Below are 16733 nucleotides of genomic sequence, written 5' to 3'. Positions count from 1 at the left end.
GTCGGTCACTCCGTCAAATCAGAAAAAGCTCAGGCCCACGTGGAACAATTTCTCCACATCGCGGATGTGTTTTTTATCCACAAGGAACAGGATCACATGGTCACCCGTGGTGATTACCGTGTCGTCGTGGGCGATGATCACCTCTTCGTCACGGATGATCGCGCCGATGGTGGTGCCCGGCGGCAAGCCGATATCGCGGATGGCCTTGCCGATCACTTTGCTCGACTTTGCGTCGCCGTGGGCAATCGCCTCGATGGCTTCCGCCGCGCCACGGCGCAGGGAGTGCACGCTGACGATATCGCCACGTCGCACGTGGGCGAGCAAGGTGCCGATGGTCGCCAGCTGTGGGCTGATTGCGATGTCGATGTCGCCGCCCTGGATCAGGTCGACATAGGCCGGGTTGTTGATGATGGTCATCACCTTCTTCGCCCCCAGCCGCTTGGCCAGCAGCGACGACATGATGTTGGCCTCGTCATCGTTGGTCAGTGCCAGGAAGATATCCGCGTCGGCGATGTTTTCTTCCAGCAGCAAGTCGCGGTCTGAGGCGCTGCCTTGCAGTACGACGGTGCTGTCGAGGGTGTCGGACAAATGCCGGCAGCGCGCCGGGTTCATCTCGATGATTTTCACCTGGTAGCGGCTTTCGATAGCTTCGGCCAAACGCTCGCCGATCTGCCCACCGCCGGCGATGACGATGCGTTTGTAGGTCTCATCGAGGCGGCGCATTTCGCTCATGACTGCGCGAATATTCGCTTTCGCTGCGATGAAAAACACTTCGTCGTCGGCTTCGATCACCGTGTCGCCCTGCGGCAAAATCGGCCGGTCGCGTCGGAAAATCGCCGCTACGCGGGTTTCCACATTCGGCATGTGTTCACGCAACTGGCGCAGTTGCTGGCCCACCAATGGGCCGCCGTAGTAAGCCTTGACCGCCACCAGTTGCGCCTTGCCTTCGGCGAAGTCGATCACCTGCAAGGCCCCGGGAATTTCGATCAGGCGCTTGATGTAGTGGGTCACCACTTGTTCGGGGCTGATCAACACATCGACCGGAATCGCATCGTTGTCGAACAGGCCGGCACGGGTCAGGTAGGCCGCTTCACGCACGCGGGCGATCTTGGTCGGGGTGTGGAACAGGGTGTGGGCGACCTGGCAGGCGACCATGTTGGTCTCGTCGCTGTTGGTCACGGCTACCAACATGTCGGCATCGTCGGCACCGGCCTGGCGCAGCACCGTTGGGAACGACGCGCGGCCTTGCACGGTGCGGATGTCCAGGCGGTCACCGAGGTCGCGCAGGCGTTCGCCGTCGGTGTCGACCACGGTGATGTCGTTGGCTTCGCTGGCCAAATGTTCGGCCAGCGTGCCACCTACCTGCCCTGCCCCAAGGATGATGATTTTCATCCGGTCACTCCCTTTAACCCGTTCAGCCGCGTGCGGCGGCGATCTTGATCAGTTTGGCGTAGTAGAAGCCATCGTGTCCGCCTTCCTGTGCGAGCAGTTGGCGGCCGTGGGGCTGCTTGATGCCGGCGGCGGTGGCAAGGTCCAGCTCCCGTGCGCCGCTGGTGCGGGCGAGGAAGGCCTCGATGACTTCGGTGTTTTCGGTGGGCAAGGTGGAGCAGGTGGCGTAGAGCAGGATGCCGCCGACTTCCAGGGTCGGCCACATCGCGTCGAGCAGATCGCCCTGCAGCACGGCCAGGGCGGCGATGTCATCGGGTTGGCGGGTGAGCTTGATGTCCGGGTGACGACGGATCACGCCGGTGGCGGAGCATGGCGCGTCCAGCAAGATGCGCTGGAAAGGCTTGCCGTCCCACCAGGTGGCAGTGTCGCGGCCATCGGCGGCAATCAGCTCGGCGCTCAAGCCCAGGCGTGCAAGGTTCTCGCGCACACGCACCAGGCGCTTGGCTTCCAGGTCGACGGCGACGACACCGGCCAAGTCTTTTTCGACTTCCAGAATGTGACACGTCTTACCGCCAGGGGCGCAGCAGGCATCGAGCACGCGTTGGCCGGGCGCCAGGTCGAGCAGGTCGGCGGCGAGTTGCGCGGCTTCGTCCTGCACACTGATCCAACCTTCGGCAAAGCCCGGCAGGCTGCGCACATCGGTGGCGGCTTCGAGCACAATGCCGTCGACGCTGTACACGCACGGCGTGGCGTTGATACCGGCATCGGTGAGCAGCTGTAGGTACGCGTCACGGCTGTGATGGCGACGGTTGACCCGCAGGATCATCGGCGGGTGCGCATTGTTGGCTGCGCAAATCGCCTCCCATTGCTCAGGCCAAAAGGCTTTCAGGGATTTCTGCAGCCAACGCGGGTGGGCAGTGCGCACCACTGGGTCGTGTTCCAGCTCGGCCAACAGCGCTTCGCTTTCACGTTGGGCGCGGCGCAGTACGGCGTTGAGCAGGGCCTTGGCCCAAGGCTTTTTCAGCTTGTCGGCGCAACCGACTGTCTCGCCGATGGCGGCGTGAGCCGGTACGCGGGTGTAGAGCAACTGATAGAGGCCGACCAACAGCAGCGCTTCTACATCCGCGTCCGCTGCTTTGAAGGGTTTTTGCAGCAGCTTGGCCGCCAGGGCCGACAAGCGCGGCTGCCAGCGGGCGGTGCCGAAGGCCAGGTCCTGGGTGAAGCCACGATCACGGTCTTCGACCTTATCCAACTGCGTGGGCAGCGAACTGTTCAGCGACGCCTTGCCGTTGAGGACGGCGGCGAGAGCCTTGGCGGCGGCCAGACGCGGGTTCATTGGGCTGCTACCCCAAGCACGGTGCCCAAGGCAAATTTCTCACGACGGCTGTTGAACAAATCGCTGAAGTTCAGCGCCTTGCCGCCGGGCAATTGCAGACGGGTCAGGCACAGCGCCTGTTCACCGCACGCCACTAGCAGACCGTCCTTGCTGGCGCCGATGATTTCACCGGGGGCGCCTTTGCCGTCGGCCAGGGTGGCGGCCAACACTTTCAAGGCTTCGCCGTTGAGGGTGCTGTGGCAGATTGGCCACGGGTTGAAGGCGCGTACCAGGCGCTCCAGTTCTACCGCTGGGCGGTTCCAGTCAATGCGCGCTTCGTCTTTGTTCAGCTTATGGGCGTAGGTGGCCAGGCTGTCGTCCTGCACTTCGCCTTCCAGGGTGCCTGCAGCCAGGCCAGCGATGGCCTGGATCACGGCGGGTGGGCCCAGCTCGGCGAGGCGGTCGTGCAGGCTGCCGCCGGTGTCTTGCGCGGTAATCGGGGTGGTGACTTTGAGCAGCATCGGGCCGGTGTCCAAACCCGCCTCCATGCGCATTACGGTCACACCGCTTTCGCTGTCGCCGGCTTCCACGGCGCGCTGGATCGGCGCCGCACCGCGCCAGCGTGGCAGCAGCGAGGCATGGCTGTTGATGCAGCCCAGGCGTGGGATATCCAACACCACCTGGGGCAGGATCAAACCGTATGCCACGACCACCAGCAGGTCCGGTTTCAGCGCCGCCAGTTCGGCCTGGGCCTCGGCATTGCGCAGGGTCGGCGGCTGCAGCACCGGGATGTTGTGTTCCAGCGCCAGCTGTTTGACCGGGCTCGGCATCAGTTTTTGCCCGCGACCGGCCGGACGATCCGGCTGGGTGTACACCGCGACGATGTCATAAGGGCTGGAGAGCAGCGCCTTGAGGTGTTCGGCAGCAAATTCAGGAGTGCCGGCAAAAACAATGCGCAATGGCTCGGTCATGGGAGGTCTCGGTTAAAAGCAGTCACAAAAGAAAAAGGCTTGCCGCAGCAAGCCTTTGGAAGACGGGCATCAAGCTTGCTGGCGATGCTTCTTTTCCAGCTTCTTCTTGATCCGGTCACGCTTGAGCGTGGACAGGTAATCGACAAACAGCTTGCCGTTGAGGTGGTCGCATTCGTGCTGGATGCACACCGCCAGCAGGCCCTCGGCAATCAGCTCAAACGGCTTGCCGTCACGGTCCAGGGCCTTGATTTTCACGCGCAGCGGGCGCTCGACGTTCTCGTAGAACTCCGGCACCGACAGGCAGCCTTCCTGGTATTCACCCATCTCGTCGGTCAGCGGTTCGAACTCAGGGTTGATGTACACCATCGGTGCGCTGCGATCTTCCGACAGGTCCATGACCACGACGCGCTGATGCACGTTGACCTGGGTGGCGGCGAGGCCGATGCCCGGGGCTTCATACATTGTTTCAAACATGTCATCGACCAACTGACGAACCTTGTCGTCCACTACGGCCACCGGTTTGGCGATCGTGCGCAGGCGCGAGTCGGGGAATTCGAGGATGTTCAAAATAGCCATAAGCGTAATTGCTGCACATGTGAGGTAGAGGCAAATCGGCGGTGGGATGGACCCAGCCAGCCGGTGTGAAACGTCCGAAAGCCACGAAGGCTCCGGCATTTCACGCGAACGCACATAATAAAGGAGATTCACCCCATGAGGAAATCGCTACTCGTCTTGCTGCTGTGGGCCCCGTTCGCGCTGGCGCTCGTCCCCCCGCCCGTCCAGCGCCTGGATCTGCCGACGCAACAGGCCATCCAACGGTTTTTACTGCATAACCGCATTCTTGATATCCCCCGGGACCTGGACACCGCGCCGTACATTGTGGCGGCAGATGCGGGACGGGTACTCGGCGCCAATGGCGAGCGGGTACACGCTAGAGGCAGCCTGGACCCTTCCCAGCTAAGTTACGGAATATTCCGACGAGGCAAGGTCTATGCCGACCCCCAAACCCAGGAGTTGCTGGGGGTCAACGCCGACGACATCGGTACCGCGCGCTTCATCACCGCCGGCGACCTCTCCACCCTGGCTGTGCAACGCGTGACGCAGGAGATTCGTCCCGGTGACCGTCTGCTCCGCGCGCAGCCCCCCATTGATCCGGCAACCCTGCAGATCTCGCCGGCCACCGTCAGGGTTCAAGGGCACATTATCGATATCCCCAAGGGCGTTACCCAGATTGGCGTGCTGGACGCTGTGACCCTCAACAAAGGCCGGCGCGACGGTCTAGTTGAAGGTCAGCTGCTCACCGTGATCAAAACCGGTGCCACCGTGCGCGATTCCCTCGCCGGCATTCCGGTGCAGCTTCCCGATGAGCGCGCTGGCACCCTGCTGGTGTTTCGTACCTATGAAAAGCTCAGCTACGGGCTGGTCCTTAGCGCCTCACGGTCACTGGCGGTGATGGACCGTTTCGAGACTGCCCATCAAACGCAATAAATAGCCTGCTAAATAAGTTACCAACAGAGTTATCCACAGCTTGCTCAGGTCAAGGATGATCAGATGTATCCGATAAACAGTCATGAAATATCCCCGTCAGAACTGGAAGCCCGACTACGCTTGCACAGGCTGCCGGAACTGGGTTCGAAGCGTTTTCGCTTGCTGATCGAAGCTTTCGGCTCTGCTTCAAAGGCCATCAGTGCCCCCGCGAGTGCCTGGCGTTCCCTGGGGCTGCCCGCCATCAGTGCCGATGCGCGGCGCAGTCATGAAGTGCGCGATGGCGCCAGTCAAGCATTGGCTTGGTTGGCGTGCCCGGCCCAGCATTTGCTGATGTGGGACCAACCTGAGTACCCCGCATTGCTTGCGCAGATCGACGATGCGCCGCCGTTGTTGTATGTCGCTGGCGACCCTTCGATCCTGGAAAAACCGCAGCTGGCGATGGTCGGTAGCCGCCGCGCTTCGCGCCCTGGCATGGACACCGCCGCAGCATTTTCTCGAAGCCTTGCGAGCGCCGGTTTTGTCATCACCAGTGGCCTGGCATTGGGAATTGATGGTGCGGCGCACCAAGCTGCATTGGATGTTGGTGGCCATACAATCGGTGTACTCGGCACCGGCCTGGAAAATTTTTATCCACAGCGCCATCGGCGGCTGGCGGAGGCGATGATTGCCCAAGGCAGCGCGGTGGTTTCTGAGTTTCCTTTGGACGCCCCGCCCCAGGCCGGCAACTTTCCACGTCGCAACCGGATCATCAGCGGGCTGTCCCTCGGCGTACTGGTGGTGGAAGCCAGCATGGCCAGCGGTTCGCTGATCACCGCGAAGCTGGCGGCCGAGCAAGGGCGCGAGGTGTATGCGATCCCCGGCTCCATCCACCACCCCGGTGCCAAGGGTTGCCACCAGTTGATCCGCGAGGGCGCGACGTTGGTGGAGAGCATCGAGCACATCCTGGAAGGCTTGCGCGGCTGGCAAGCGCTGTCCCGCCCGGCGCCGATACCGGTGATCCACCCACTGGTGGCGCTGCTGCACGCCGCGCCCCACACCAGTGAAGGCCTGGCGATTGCCTGCGGGCGGCCGTTGTCCCACGTGCTGGCGACCCTCACGGAGTTGGAGCTTGAAGGCCAGGTGATCTGCGAAAGCGGACGCTGGGTTGCACGCGGCCAGCTTTTGTAACTGGGTTTTGTAAAGAACATCGGTAAACTGCGCAGAGCTTTAGTCTGGAGAGTGAGCAATGGTCAACAGGTGGCGTGTGCTGGAAACCGCACGGGAAATTCGTGCAGGCGCGGTGATTGCTTACCCAACCGAAGCAGTCTGGGGCCTGGGCTGCGACCCGTGGAATGAAGAAGCAGTGGACCGTTTGCTCGCCATCAAAAACCGGTCGGTGGACAAGGGGTTGATCCTGGTGGCGGACAACATTCGCCAGTTCGACTTTCTGTTCGAAGACTTCCCGCAAGACTGGATTGATCGCATGGCCAGCACCTGGCCTGGGCCGAATACCTGGCTGGTACCCCACCAGGACCTGCTGCCGGAATGGGTGAGCGGCATGCATGACACGGTTGCGTTGCGGGTTACCGATCACCCATTGGTGCGGGATTTGTGCTCGCTGGTGGGGCCGTTGATTTCCACGTCAGCCAACCCTCAAGGCCGCCCGGCCGCGCGTACGCGGATTCGCGTCGAGCAGTATTTCCGGGGTCAGGTGGACCTGGTATTGGGTGGCGCCTTGGGTGGGCGCAAGAACCCGAGTTTGATTCGGGATTTGGTGACGGGTGAAGTGGTGCGGCCTTCCTGAGACCGTGGCGCGGCCTTCGCGAGCAAGCCCGCTCCCACATCTGACCGCGTTCCAACATGAGAACGCGGTCAAATGTGGGAGCGGGCTTGCTCGCGAAGAGGCCCTTAAAGCCAACGCAACCCAGTCGCCTTACGGCAACAAAATGGTCGACCCAGTCGTCCGCCGCCCCGACAACTCTGTCTGCGCTTTCGCCGCATCCGCCAGCGCATACCGTTGGTTGATATCAATGCGCACCTTGCCGCTCTTGATCATCGAGAACAGATCGTCCGCCATCGCCTGCAGGTTCTGCGGGTTGTTGGCGTAGGTCGCCAAGGTCGGCCGGGTCACGTACAGCGAGCCCTTGGCCGCCAGAATCCCCAGGTTCACCCCATCCACCGCGCCCGACGCGTTACCGAAGCTCACCACCAGACCCCGGGGTGCAACGCTATCGAGCGACGTCAGCCAGGTGTCTTTGCCCACACCGTCATACACCACCGGTACTTTTTTACCGTCGGTCAATTCCAGTACGCGCTGTGCGACGTTTTCCTTGCTGTAGTCGATGGTTTCCCAGGCGCCGAGGGATTTGGCCAGGGCGGCCTTTTCCGGCGAACTCACGGTACCGATCAGCTTCACACCCAGAGCCTTGGCCCATTGGCAGGCCAGGGAGCCCACGCCGCCGGCAGCGGCGTGGAACAGGATGGTTTCGCCGCCCTTCAACTCGTAGGTCTGGCGCAGCAGGTACTGCACGGTCAGGCCCTTGAGCATCGCGCCTGCGGCTTGTTCGAAGCTGATCTCGTCCGGCAGGTGCACCAGGTTGGCGGCAGGCAACACATGCAGTTGGCTGTAGGCCCCAAGCGGGCCGCTGCCGTAGGCAACACGATCGCCGACCTTGAACTGGGTAACTTCGCTGCCCACCGCGTCGACTACGCCGGCGCCTTCCGCGCCCAAACCTGAGGGCAACGCAGGTGGCGCGTACAAACCACTGCGGAAATAAGTGTCGATGAAGTTCAGGCCGATCGCCTCGTTACGTACACGAACCTGCTGTGGGCCAGGCTCCGCTGGCGTGTAGTCCACATACTGGAGCACTTCGGGGCCGCCATGGGCGCTGAACTGGATACGTTTGGCCATCTGCACTTCTCCTGGGTTCGAATTCGCGTAGCCGCCTATCGAACTCCTAAGCTTGATCTTCGTCAACTGCGGTGAAACGGGGTGCGGTGGTATCCTGTGCGCCCATTTGCCGCCGACGCCCAATGGCCTCGCGTAGCTTTGCCCGATTCAAGGTGATGCCATGACTACCCGCACCGAGGCTGTAAAGGCCTACCTGCTTGACCTGCAAGACCGCATTTGCAGCGCCCTGGAAACCTTCGAGACGGACACTCGCTTTATCGAAGACGCCTGGACCCGGCCTGCCGGCGGTGGCGGTCGCACCCGTGTGATTGCAGACGGTGCAGTGATCGAAAAAGGCGGCGTTAACTTTTCCCACGTGTTTGGCAGCGGCCTCCCACCGTCCGCCAGTGCCCATCGTCCGGAACTGGCAGGTCGTGGCTTCGAAGCGCTGGGTGTGTCGCTGGTGATTCACCCGCACAACCCGCATGTGCCGACCTCCCACGCCAACGTGCGCTTTTTCATCGCCGAAAAAGAAGGAGAAGAGGCAGTGTGGTGGTTCGGCGGTGGCTTCGACCTCACGCCTTACTACGGCAACGAAGAAGACTGCATTCATTGGCACCGCGTGGCCGAGCAGGCCTGTGCACCCTTCGGCGCGGATGTTTACTCGCGCTATAAAGCCTGGTGCGACACCTATTTCCACATCAAGCATCGCAACGAGCCGCGCGGCATCGGCGGCCTGTTCTTCGATGACTTGAACGAATGGGACTTCGACACCTGCTTCGCCTTCATCCGCGCCATCGGCGACGCCTACATCGACGCTTATTTGCCGATCGTGCAACGCCGCAAAGCCATCGCCTACACCGAGCAACAGCGTGAATTCCAGGAATTCCGCCGTGGCCGCTACGTTGAATTCAACCTGGTCTACGACCGTGGCACCTTGTTCGGCCTGCAATCGGGCGGACGCACCGAGTCGATCCTGATGTCGCTGCCCCCGCAAGTGCGCTGGAGCTACGACTGGAAAGCCGAGGCCGGCAGCGAAGAAGCGCGCCTCACCGACTACTTCCTGCAAGACCGCGACTGGCTGGGCGTTGCTGCGCCCAAGGCGGCTGTCTGATGGACCGTTATGTGGTGTTCGGCAACCCTATCGGCCACAGCAAATCGCCGTTGATTCACCGGATGTTCGCCGAACAGACCGGTGAACAGCTGGACTACAGCACCTTGCTCGCGCCCCTGGAGGATTTCACCGGCTGTGCCCGTGAGTTTTTCCTTCAAGGCCGTGGCGCCAATGTCACTGTGCCGTTCAAGGAAGAGGCCTACCGTTTGGCCAACAGCCTTACCCAGCGTGCCGAACGCGCCGGTGCGGTGAATACCTTGAGCAAGCTGGCCGATGGCAGCCTGCTGGGCGATAACACCGACGGTGCCGGGCTGGTGCGTGACCTCACGGTCAACGCCGGGGTGAGCCTGCAAGGCAAGCGCATTCTGTTACTGGGTGCCGGCGGCGCGGTACGTGGCGCATTGGAGCCATTGCTGGCCGAGCGTCCCGCCTCGCTGATCATCGCCAACCGCACGGTGGAAAAAGCCGAACTGCTCGCCGAGCTGTTCGACGACCTGGGTCCGGTGTCGGCCAGCGGTTTTGATTGGTTGCGAGAGCCAGTGGACGTGATCATCAATGCCACGTCCGCGAGTTTGTCAGGCGATGTACCGCCGATTGCCGGCAGCCTCATCGAACCGGGCAAGACCTTTTGCTACGACATGATGTACGCCAAGGAGCCGACCGCGTTTTGCCGTTGGGCGACTGAGCAAGGCGCAGCGGTGGCGATGGACGGGTTGGGCATGCTGGTGGAGCAGGCGGCGGAAGCGTTTTTCCTGTGGCGCGGCGTGCGCCCGCAGTCGTCGCCGGTGTTGGCCGAACTGCGTCGCCAGTTGGCTTGACCCGTACCCCATGTGGGCACGGTTAATGTGGGAGCTGGCTTGCCTGCGATAGCGGTGTATCAGCCAGCTCATTGGGTACTGAAACACCGCCATCGCAGGCAAGCCAGCTCCCACAGTTTTAACCGCGTTCAGTCTTCGAAGTGGAGGGGGCATTTGTCGGCCCCTTCCAGTTTCTTAAGTTCCTCCACGACTTGAGGGCGCGCCCGCCGCAACGTCAAACTCCGCCCCAACCCCCGCAACCGCCGCGCCTCCTGGTGCAGCATCTCCACCCCGGAATAGTCGATAAAGTTGATCTGCTGCGCTTCGATCACCACCCGCTCGCCTTGCAAACTTTGCAGCCGAACTTGCAGGTAGTGGCTGGCACCAAAAAAGATCGAGCCGCCCACCCGCAACACATCTTCATCCCCGTCGCGCCACTGCTGGACGCGCGGCTGCGAGGTGCGTTTCAAATAGAAAAACAGCGACGCCAGCACCCCCGCATAAATCGCCGTTTGCAGCTCCAGCAGCAAGGTGGCGATGCAGGTCAGGCCCATCACCACAAACTCGGCGCGACTCACCCGGAACAACGCGCGAATACCGCGATGATCCACCAGCCCCCAGCAAATCAGCAGGATGCTCGCCGCCATGCTCGGGATCGGGATATGGGCGATCAACGCGGCGCCAAACAATGCAAACAGTGCCACCCACAGCGCCGAAAACACCCCGGCCAAGGGTGAGCAGGCGCCCGCCTCATAGCTCAGACCGGAACGGGTAAACGAACCGGCTGACAGGTACCCGGAGAAAAATCCGCCGACGATATTGGATAAACCCTGCGCACGAACTTCCTGATTGGCATCAAGTAACTGCTGCGAGCGGGCCGACAGCGAGCGCGCAATCGACAGGCTGGTCACCAGCCCCAGCATGCCCACCGCCACGGCGCTGGGCAGCAGGCGCAGAATCATGTCCAGGTCCATCGGCAGCGGGCTGAACGGCGGCAGTTTGCCGACAAACGAACTGACCAACGCCACATGCCCGAACATCGCCGGCCACAGCCACGCCACCAGGCTGCCCAGCGCAAGGGCGATCAGCAGCGTCGGCCAGCGTGGCACCCGGTACTTGAGCAATGCACCCACCAGCAACGTGCCAAGCCCAAGGGCCAGCGAGGCGTGGTCCCATTCACCGCCATGATCCACCAGCGCCAGTAAACTCTTGATTGCTGTGGCCTGGCTCGGCAAATCCAGCCCCAGCAGGTTGGGCAATTGGCCTAGAGCGATAACGACGGCGGCACCGAGGGTGAAGCCGAGCACCACCGAATGGGAGACGAAATTCACCAGTGCGCCGAAGCGCAGCATGCCCAGCAACCACTGGAAAACCCCGGCGAGGAATGTGAGCAGCAGGATCAGTGTGATGTAGTCCTGGGACCCCGGCACGGCCAGCGGGCTGACGCTGGCGTACAGCACGATGGAGATTGCCGCCGTGGGGCCGCAGATCAGGTGCCACGACGAGCCCCACAGGCAAGCGATCAGCACCGGAATGATCGCGGCATACAACCCGTACTCCGGTGGGAGACCGGCGATCAGTGCGTAGGCAATTGATTGCGGCAATGCCAGCACCGCACCGCTGAGGCCGACGATTGCATCCCGGCCGACGCTGGCGCGGGTTTGGCGCGGGAGCCAGCTGAGGAAGGGGAAGAGTGTGTGGCGGTTGGGCCGGGGCATCGCAGACTCGGTTTGAAAGTTTGGCTCAGGGTATCAGCAGGTACGGGCTTCTGTGGGAGCTGGCTTGCCTGCGATAGCATCACCTGTGTGTACCTGAAGTACCGAGGTGTTTGCATCGCAGGCAAGCCAGCTCCCACAAGGGAGTGTTGTGAGGCGTTAGAGTTTGGCTTTGACCGCAGGCAGCGCATCCTTGCCATCCACGGTCTTCACCCCGTCCAGCCACTTATCCAGTACCACCGGATTGGCCTTGATCCAAGCCTTCGCCGCATCCGCGTTGCTGACCTTGTTATTGGCAACCTCGGCCATGATTGCGTTCTCCATTTCCTGGGTAAAGCTCAGGTTGGTCAGCAGTTTGCCTACGTTCGGGCAGGCCTGTGCATAACCCTTGCGGGTCAAGGTATACACGCTGCCTGTGTCACCAAAATATTTCTCGCCACCTTTGAGGTAGTGCATTTTCAACTGCACGTTCATCGGGTGCGGGGTCCAGCCGAGGAAGGTCACGAATTTCTGCTTCTTAACTGCCCGTGACACTTCGGCGAGCATCGCTTGTTCGCTGGACTCCACCAGCTTCCACTGGCCGAGGTCGAAGTCGTTCTTCTTGATGATTTCCTGCAGCGATATGTTCGCCGGTGCGCCGGAGCCGATGCCGTAGATCTTCTTGTCGAACTTGTCGGCGAATTTATTCAGGTCGGCAAAGTCATGCACCCCGGCGTCCCACACGTAGTCGGGCACGGCGAGGGTGAACTCGGTGCCGTCGAGGTTTTTCGCCAGTTGCACCACGTCGCCATTGGCCACGAACTTGTCATAGAAGCCCTGCTGCGCAGGCATCCAGTTGCCGAGGAATACATCCACCTGGCCATCCTTGAGTCCGCCAAAGGTGATCGGCACCGCCAGGGTGTCGACCTTGGCCTTGTAACCCATGCCCGTCAGCAAGAAACCGGTGATGGCGTTGGTAGCCGCGATATCGCTCCAGCCTGGATCGGCCATTTTCACCGTGTCACAACTGGTGTCTGCGTACACATTGGCGCTGCCTAGCGCCAGCATTCCAAGTACCACGGTTAACGTTTGCATGGCCTTCCCTCAGTTTTATTGGTTTTGGCAGGGTTGTGGATAACGTGCCTTGCGCTCCAGGTCGTCGAGGTCGATATGGTTGCGCATGTATTGCTGACTGGCGTCCACCAGTGGCTGGTGATCCCAGCTCTTCAGCTTGCCGTGGGTCAGTGCTTCAAACACCAGGCGACGGCGGCGTTGGCTGGCGAGCACCTGTTGGTGGATCGCCGGGATGTCCCATTTGGCCCGCGCCTCGTTCAAAAACGCCTCGAACAGTGGCCGGTGTTCCGGTGACTGGCTGAGGTTTTCCCGCTCGTGCGGGTCGTTGTGCACATCGAACAGTAGACAAGGGTCGTCTTCGCTGTAGATGAATTTGTAGGCGCCCCGCCGAATCATCATCAGCGGGCTGATGGTGCCTTCGGCCATGTATTCGCCGAATACTTCGTCATGCCCGCCCTGCCCCTGCAAGTGCGGGACCAGTGAACGGCCGTCCAGTGGCAGGCGTGGGTCCAGTTCGCCGCCGGCCAGTTCCACCAGGGTGGGCAGCAGGTCGGCGGTGGATACGGCCTGGCTGACGCGCCCTGCCGAAAATTGCCCTGGTGCACTGACCAGCAGCGGCACGCGGGCGGCCATTTCAAACCAGTGCATTTTGTACCAGAGGCCCCGTTCGCCAAGCATGTCGCCGTGGTCGCCGGAAAACACGATGATCGTGTCGTCGGCCAGGCCGGTGTCTTCCAGGGTTTGCAGCAGCTTGCCGACGTTGCTGTCGATGTAGCTGCACGCGCCGAAGTAGGCGCGGCGCGCATCGCGGATCTTGTTCAGCGGCAGCGGCTTGTCCCACAGGTCGTAGACCTTGAGCAGGCGCTGGGAATGCGGGTCGAGATCGCCTTGCGCTGGCGTTGTAGGCAAAGGGATGTCGGCGTCGTCGTACAGGTCCCAGAACGGCTTGGGAATGGTGTACGGGTCGTGAGGATGGGTCATCGACACGGTCAGGCAGAACGGCTGGTCGCCGTCTTCGCGAATATGGTCGAACAGATACTGCTGGGCCTTGAACACCACTTCTTCGTCGAAATCCAGCTGGTTGGTGCGCACGCACGGGCCGGCTTGTAGCACCGAGGACATGTTGTGATACCAGCTGGGGCGTACGTCCGGTTCATCCCAGTTCACCGCCCAGCCATAGTCGGCGGGGTAGATATCACTCGTTAGGCGTTCTTCGTAGCCGTGCAGTTGGTCGGGCCCGCAGAAGTGCATCTTGCCCGACAGCGCAGTGCGATAACCGAGGCGACGCAGGTAGTGGGCATAAGTCGGCACGTCGGCGGGAAAGTCAGCCGCGTTGTCGTAGGCGCCAATCTTGCTCGGTAATTGGCCACTTACCAGGGTGAAGCGTGAGGGAGCGCAGAGCGGGCTGTTGCAATACGCGGCGTCGAACACCACGCCCTGCGCGGCGAGGCGGCTCAGATTAGGCAACTTGATGGGCGAAGAACCGTAGAACGGAAGCAACGGTGCGGCCATTTGGTCGGCCATGATGAAAAGAATATTCTTGCGCTTCATGGGTTCTCGGCATTCCATAGGCGGTGTTTATGCGAATGAGCATGCAGCCCATGGAAAATGGGGTAAAGCCCATGAAAAGCAATGTCTAGGATAAGCACAGCTTATGTATGAAGCCCTTGGTGATGTGTCCCTCGATTTGCTGCGCGCGTTTGAAGCAGCGGCACGTCATCGCAGCTTTACGGCGGCTGCGAATGAGCTGGGCACCACCCAGCCGGCCATCAGCCAGCAGATCAAGCGTTTGGAAGAACAGTTGGCGATCCGCCTGTTCGACCGCATCTACCGTGGTATCGAACTGACCGACGCTGGCGCCCTGTTGTTCGAGCATGTGCAAAGCGGCTTGCAGGGCATCAACCACGGCCTGAGCCTCATTACCCAGCAGGACCAACACGAAGTGCTGCAAGTGGCCACCGACTTTGCCTTCGCCGCCTATTGGCTGATGCCGCGCCTGCACCGCTTCCACCAGGCCAACCCACAAGTGGACGTAAGCCTGGTGACCAGCGAACGCAACCACGCCACCTTGCGCAGCGATATCGACGTGGCGGTGCTGTTTGGCGACGGTCGTTTCAAGCAGGGCGACAGCCTGTGGCTGTTCAATGAAGAAGTGTTCCCGGTGTGTAGCCCGCAGTGGCTCAAGGACCAGGCCACGCCACTGACTGTACAAAATTTGCACGATTTCCCTTTGCTGCACTTGCGCCAGGAGAACAACAGCCAGTGGTTCGACTGGGGCGGGGTGTTCCGCGAACTGGGTATCAGCGCTGCGCCCACCCCTGGCCAACTGCGCTTCGACAACTACACCTTGCTGATCCAGGCGGCGATTGCTGGCCAGGGCGTGGCCATCGGTTGGCGTCACCTAGTGGATAACCTGCTGGAGCAGAACTGGCTGTGCCGGCCGGTCAGCGACACGGTGATCTCGCGTTTTGGCTATTACGTGGTGCAGCCCCAGCGCAAACGCCGAGGGCAGTTGGTGGAGCGTTTTATTGATTGGCTAGTGGCCGAGCAGGCCAGCAGCGCGCAGTCATTGACCGGGCTGGCCCTGCCATCGATTGCGGTCTAGGATTTGGCCCACATTGGATCTGGAGTCCGTCATGCAACGTATCAAGGGCTACCACGCCCATATCTACTTCGACGCGAGCACTATCGAGCAGGCCCGTACCCTGTGCGAAGACGCCGCCAAACTCTTCCCCCTGCGCATGGGCCGCGTGCACGAACGGCCTGTAGGGCCGCACCCGGACTGGAGCTGCCAGCTGGCGTTCGATGCCGAGTACATCGGCGTGATACTGACGTGGTTGGTGATCCATCGCGATGGACTCGTAGTGTTCCTGCACCCCAATACTGGCGATGACCTGAAGGATCACACCGACTATGCGGTGTGGATGGGAGCGATGCGCGAGCTGAATTTGTCAGCCTTTTCTTAAATAAAATCCCTAAATATGGGATTGATATTTATATATTGAGACTTACGCGCCCGTAGGTTTATATTCGCTGCATCCGCTCAGAACTCAGGTGAAGCGATGCAGGCGCAATTGATCGCGCTCGATTGGGGGACCAGCTCCCTTCGTGCTTATAAACTCGGCCCCGCAGGCGTGGTGCTTGAACAGCGCTCGCTGGCATCAGGGATCATGCACCTGCCCACTGAGCCTCGGGATATTGCCGGTGTGCGCTGCAGCAATGGCTTTGAGTTGGCCTTCGATGCGGCCTGCGGCGACTGGCTCGACGCGCAGCCAAGCCTGCCGGTGATTGCCTGCGGCATGGTCGGCAGTGCCCAGGGTTGGAGCGAAGCGGCCTATCGCACGACCCCCGTTGATGTCGCCAGCCTCGGCCAGGCGCTGCACCCAGTGCGCAGCGTGCGAGGTGTGCAGGTGCATATCGTGCCCGGTGTGATCGAGCAGGCCGGTTTGCCCAATGTGATGCGCGGCGAAGAAACCCAGGTGCTGGGTGTGCTGCAGGGGCTTGGCGCCGAGGTGTTGATCGGCCTGCCCGGCAGCCATTCCAAATGGGTCGAGGTGGTTGATGGCTGCATCACGCACTTCGATACGTTCATGACCGGCGAGGTGTTTGCGGTGTTGAGCAAATACAGCATCCTCGGACGCACCCAGCAGCAATCCGACCTATTCCAGGCCGAAGCCTTTGACCGTGGCGTGCACGTGGCGCTGTCGAAGGATGGCCAGCGTGGTGTGCTGTCGACCCTGTTCAGCGCCCGAACCCTGGGACTTACCGCCGAGCTTTCGCCCGAGCAGCAGCCTGATTACTTGTCTGGCCTGCTGATTGGTCATGAACTCGCCGGCTTACCGGCCCGCGCGCGAAAGACCCCCATCATCCTGGTGGGCGCCGCCCCTCTCTGCACGCGCTACCAACGTGCCCTCGCTCTCAGCGGCTTTGCCCACGTCAGCCTGGCGCAAGAAGCCACCGAGCGCGGCCTGTGGCAATTGGCGGTGGCGGCTGGGCTTACTCAACCTGTATTGGAGGCCTGA

The 16733-nt window shown here is 61.5% G+C and carries 16 protein-coding genes; 8 read left to right on the top strand and 8 right to left on the bottom strand.

Features of this window, described 5'->3' with window-relative positions; genetic code table 11:
- Positions 1-18: 18 nt before the first annotated feature.
- The 4 genes from trkA to def all read right to left on the bottom strand — a co-directional run bounded on the left by trkA (position 19) and on the right by def (position 4251).
- On the bottom strand, positions 19-1392 hold the full coding sequence (trkA, locus tag CFE47_RS21695) for a Trk system potassium transporter TrkA (protein WP_286840376.1): 1374 nt from the start codon (positions 1390-1392) through the stop codon (positions 19-21).
- 22 nt (positions 1393-1414) lie between these two features.
- Complete coding sequence (gene rsmB / locus CFE47_RS21690; protein ID WP_286840375.1) at positions 1415-2725, bottom strand: 16S rRNA (cytosine(967)-C(5))-methyltransferase RsmB; 1311 nt, start codon at positions 2723-2725, stop codon at positions 1415-1417.
- Positions 2722-3675 carry a methionyl-tRNA formyltransferase gene (fmt, locus tag CFE47_RS21685; RefSeq protein WP_286840373.1) on the bottom strand — a complete coding sequence of 318 codons (954 nt, stop codon included), beginning with the start codon at positions 3673-3675 and terminating at the stop codon, positions 2722-2724. The genes rsmB and fmt overlap by 4 nt, the downstream gene beginning before the upstream one ends.
- A 69-nt stretch (positions 3676-3744) precedes the next feature.
- A complete protein-coding gene (def, locus tag CFE47_RS21680; RefSeq protein ID WP_185709629.1) occupies positions 3745-4251 on the bottom strand; it encodes a peptide deformylase in 507 nt (168 codons plus the stop codon).
- 135 nt (positions 4252-4386) lie between these two features.
- On the opposite strand from def, the gene CFE47_RS21675 reads away from it, so the two are divergent.
- The 3 genes from CFE47_RS21675 (at position 4387) to tsaC (ending at position 6946) form a co-directional block, all read left to right on the top strand.
- Entirely contained in the window at positions 4387-5163 is a 777-nt protein-coding gene (locus tag CFE47_RS21675; protein ID WP_286840371.1) for a peptidoglycan-binding protein, read from the top strand.
- Positions 5164-5226: 63 nt separating this feature from the next.
- Complete coding sequence (gene dprA / locus CFE47_RS21670) at positions 5227-6330, top strand: DNA-processing protein DprA (protein ID WP_286840369.1); 1104 nt, start codon at positions 5227-5229, stop codon at positions 6328-6330.
- Between the two features lie 58 nt (positions 6331-6388).
- A complete protein-coding gene (gene tsaC / locus CFE47_RS21665) occupies positions 6389-6946 on the top strand; it encodes an L-threonylcarbamoyladenylate synthase type 1 TsaC (protein WP_286840367.1) in 558 nt (185 codons plus the stop codon).
- A gap of 129 nt (positions 6947-7075) precedes the next feature.
- On the opposite strand, the gene CFE47_RS21660 is transcribed toward tsaC, so the two are convergent.
- The gene (locus CFE47_RS21660; protein ID WP_185709632.1) at positions 7076-8053 is read right to left on the bottom strand and encodes an NADPH:quinone reductase; all 978 of its coding nucleotides are present in this window, start codon (positions 8051-8053) and stop codon (positions 7076-7078) included.
- Positions 8054-8213: 160 nt separating this feature from the next.
- On the opposite strand from CFE47_RS21660, the gene hemF reads away from it, so the two are divergent.
- Both hemF and aroE read left to right on the top strand, forming a co-directional pair.
- On the top strand, positions 8214-9146 hold the full coding sequence (gene hemF / locus CFE47_RS21655) for an oxygen-dependent coproporphyrinogen oxidase (protein ID WP_286840365.1): 933 nt from the start codon (positions 8214-8216) through the stop codon (positions 9144-9146).
- The gene (gene aroE / locus CFE47_RS21650) at positions 9146-9964 is read left to right on the top strand and encodes a shikimate dehydrogenase (RefSeq protein ID WP_286840363.1); all 819 of its coding nucleotides are present in this window, start codon (positions 9146-9148) and stop codon (positions 9962-9964) included. The genes hemF and aroE overlap by 1 nt, the downstream gene beginning before the upstream one ends.
- Before the next feature lie 128 nt (positions 9965-10092).
- Here the strand turns inward: aroE and CFE47_RS21645 are convergent, their stop codons facing one another.
- The 3 genes from CFE47_RS21645 to betC form a co-directional block, all read right to left on the bottom strand.
- Positions 10093-11661, bottom strand: a complete 1569-nt coding sequence (locus CFE47_RS21645) for a SulP family inorganic anion transporter (RefSeq protein ID WP_286840361.1) — start codon at positions 11659-11661, stop codon at positions 10093-10095.
- 156 nt (positions 11662-11817) lie between these two features.
- A complete protein-coding gene (gene choX / locus CFE47_RS21640; protein WP_286840359.1) occupies positions 11818-12732 on the bottom strand; it encodes a choline ABC transporter substrate-binding protein in 915 nt (304 codons plus the stop codon).
- Positions 12733-12747: 15 nt separating this feature from the next.
- Positions 12748-14262 carry a choline-sulfatase gene (gene betC, locus CFE47_RS21635; RefSeq protein WP_286840357.1) on the bottom strand — a complete coding sequence of 505 codons (1515 nt, stop codon included), beginning with the start codon at positions 14260-14262 and terminating at the stop codon, positions 12748-12750.
- Positions 14263-14365: 103 nt separating this feature from the next.
- Here betC and CFE47_RS21630 point away from each other — a divergent pair, with 103 nt between their 5' ends.
- The 3 genes from CFE47_RS21630 (at position 14366) to CFE47_RS21620 (ending at position 16733) form a co-directional block, all read left to right on the top strand.
- Complete coding sequence (locus tag CFE47_RS21630) at positions 14366-15316, top strand: choline sulfate utilization transcriptional regulator (RefSeq protein ID WP_286840355.1); 951 nt, start codon at positions 14366-14368, stop codon at positions 15314-15316.
- A gap of 31 nt (positions 15317-15347) precedes the next feature.
- Entirely contained in the window at positions 15348-15677 is a 330-nt protein-coding gene (locus CFE47_RS21625) for a DOPA 4,5-dioxygenase family protein (protein WP_286840354.1), read from the top strand.
- 96 nt (positions 15678-15773) lie between these two features.
- Positions 15774-16733, top strand: coding sequence for a 2-dehydro-3-deoxygalactonokinase (locus tag CFE47_RS21620; RefSeq protein ID WP_286840352.1), 960 nt, complete (start codon positions 15774-15776; stop codon positions 16731-16733).

Origin of the sequence: Pseudomonas sp. PGPPP1 (assembly GCF_002255865.1) — a bacterium.
GTDB lineage: Bacteria > Pseudomonadota > Gammaproteobacteria > Pseudomonadales > Pseudomonadaceae > Aquipseudomonas > Aquipseudomonas cremoris.
This window is presented reverse-complemented; position numbering and strand designations above follow the sequence as displayed.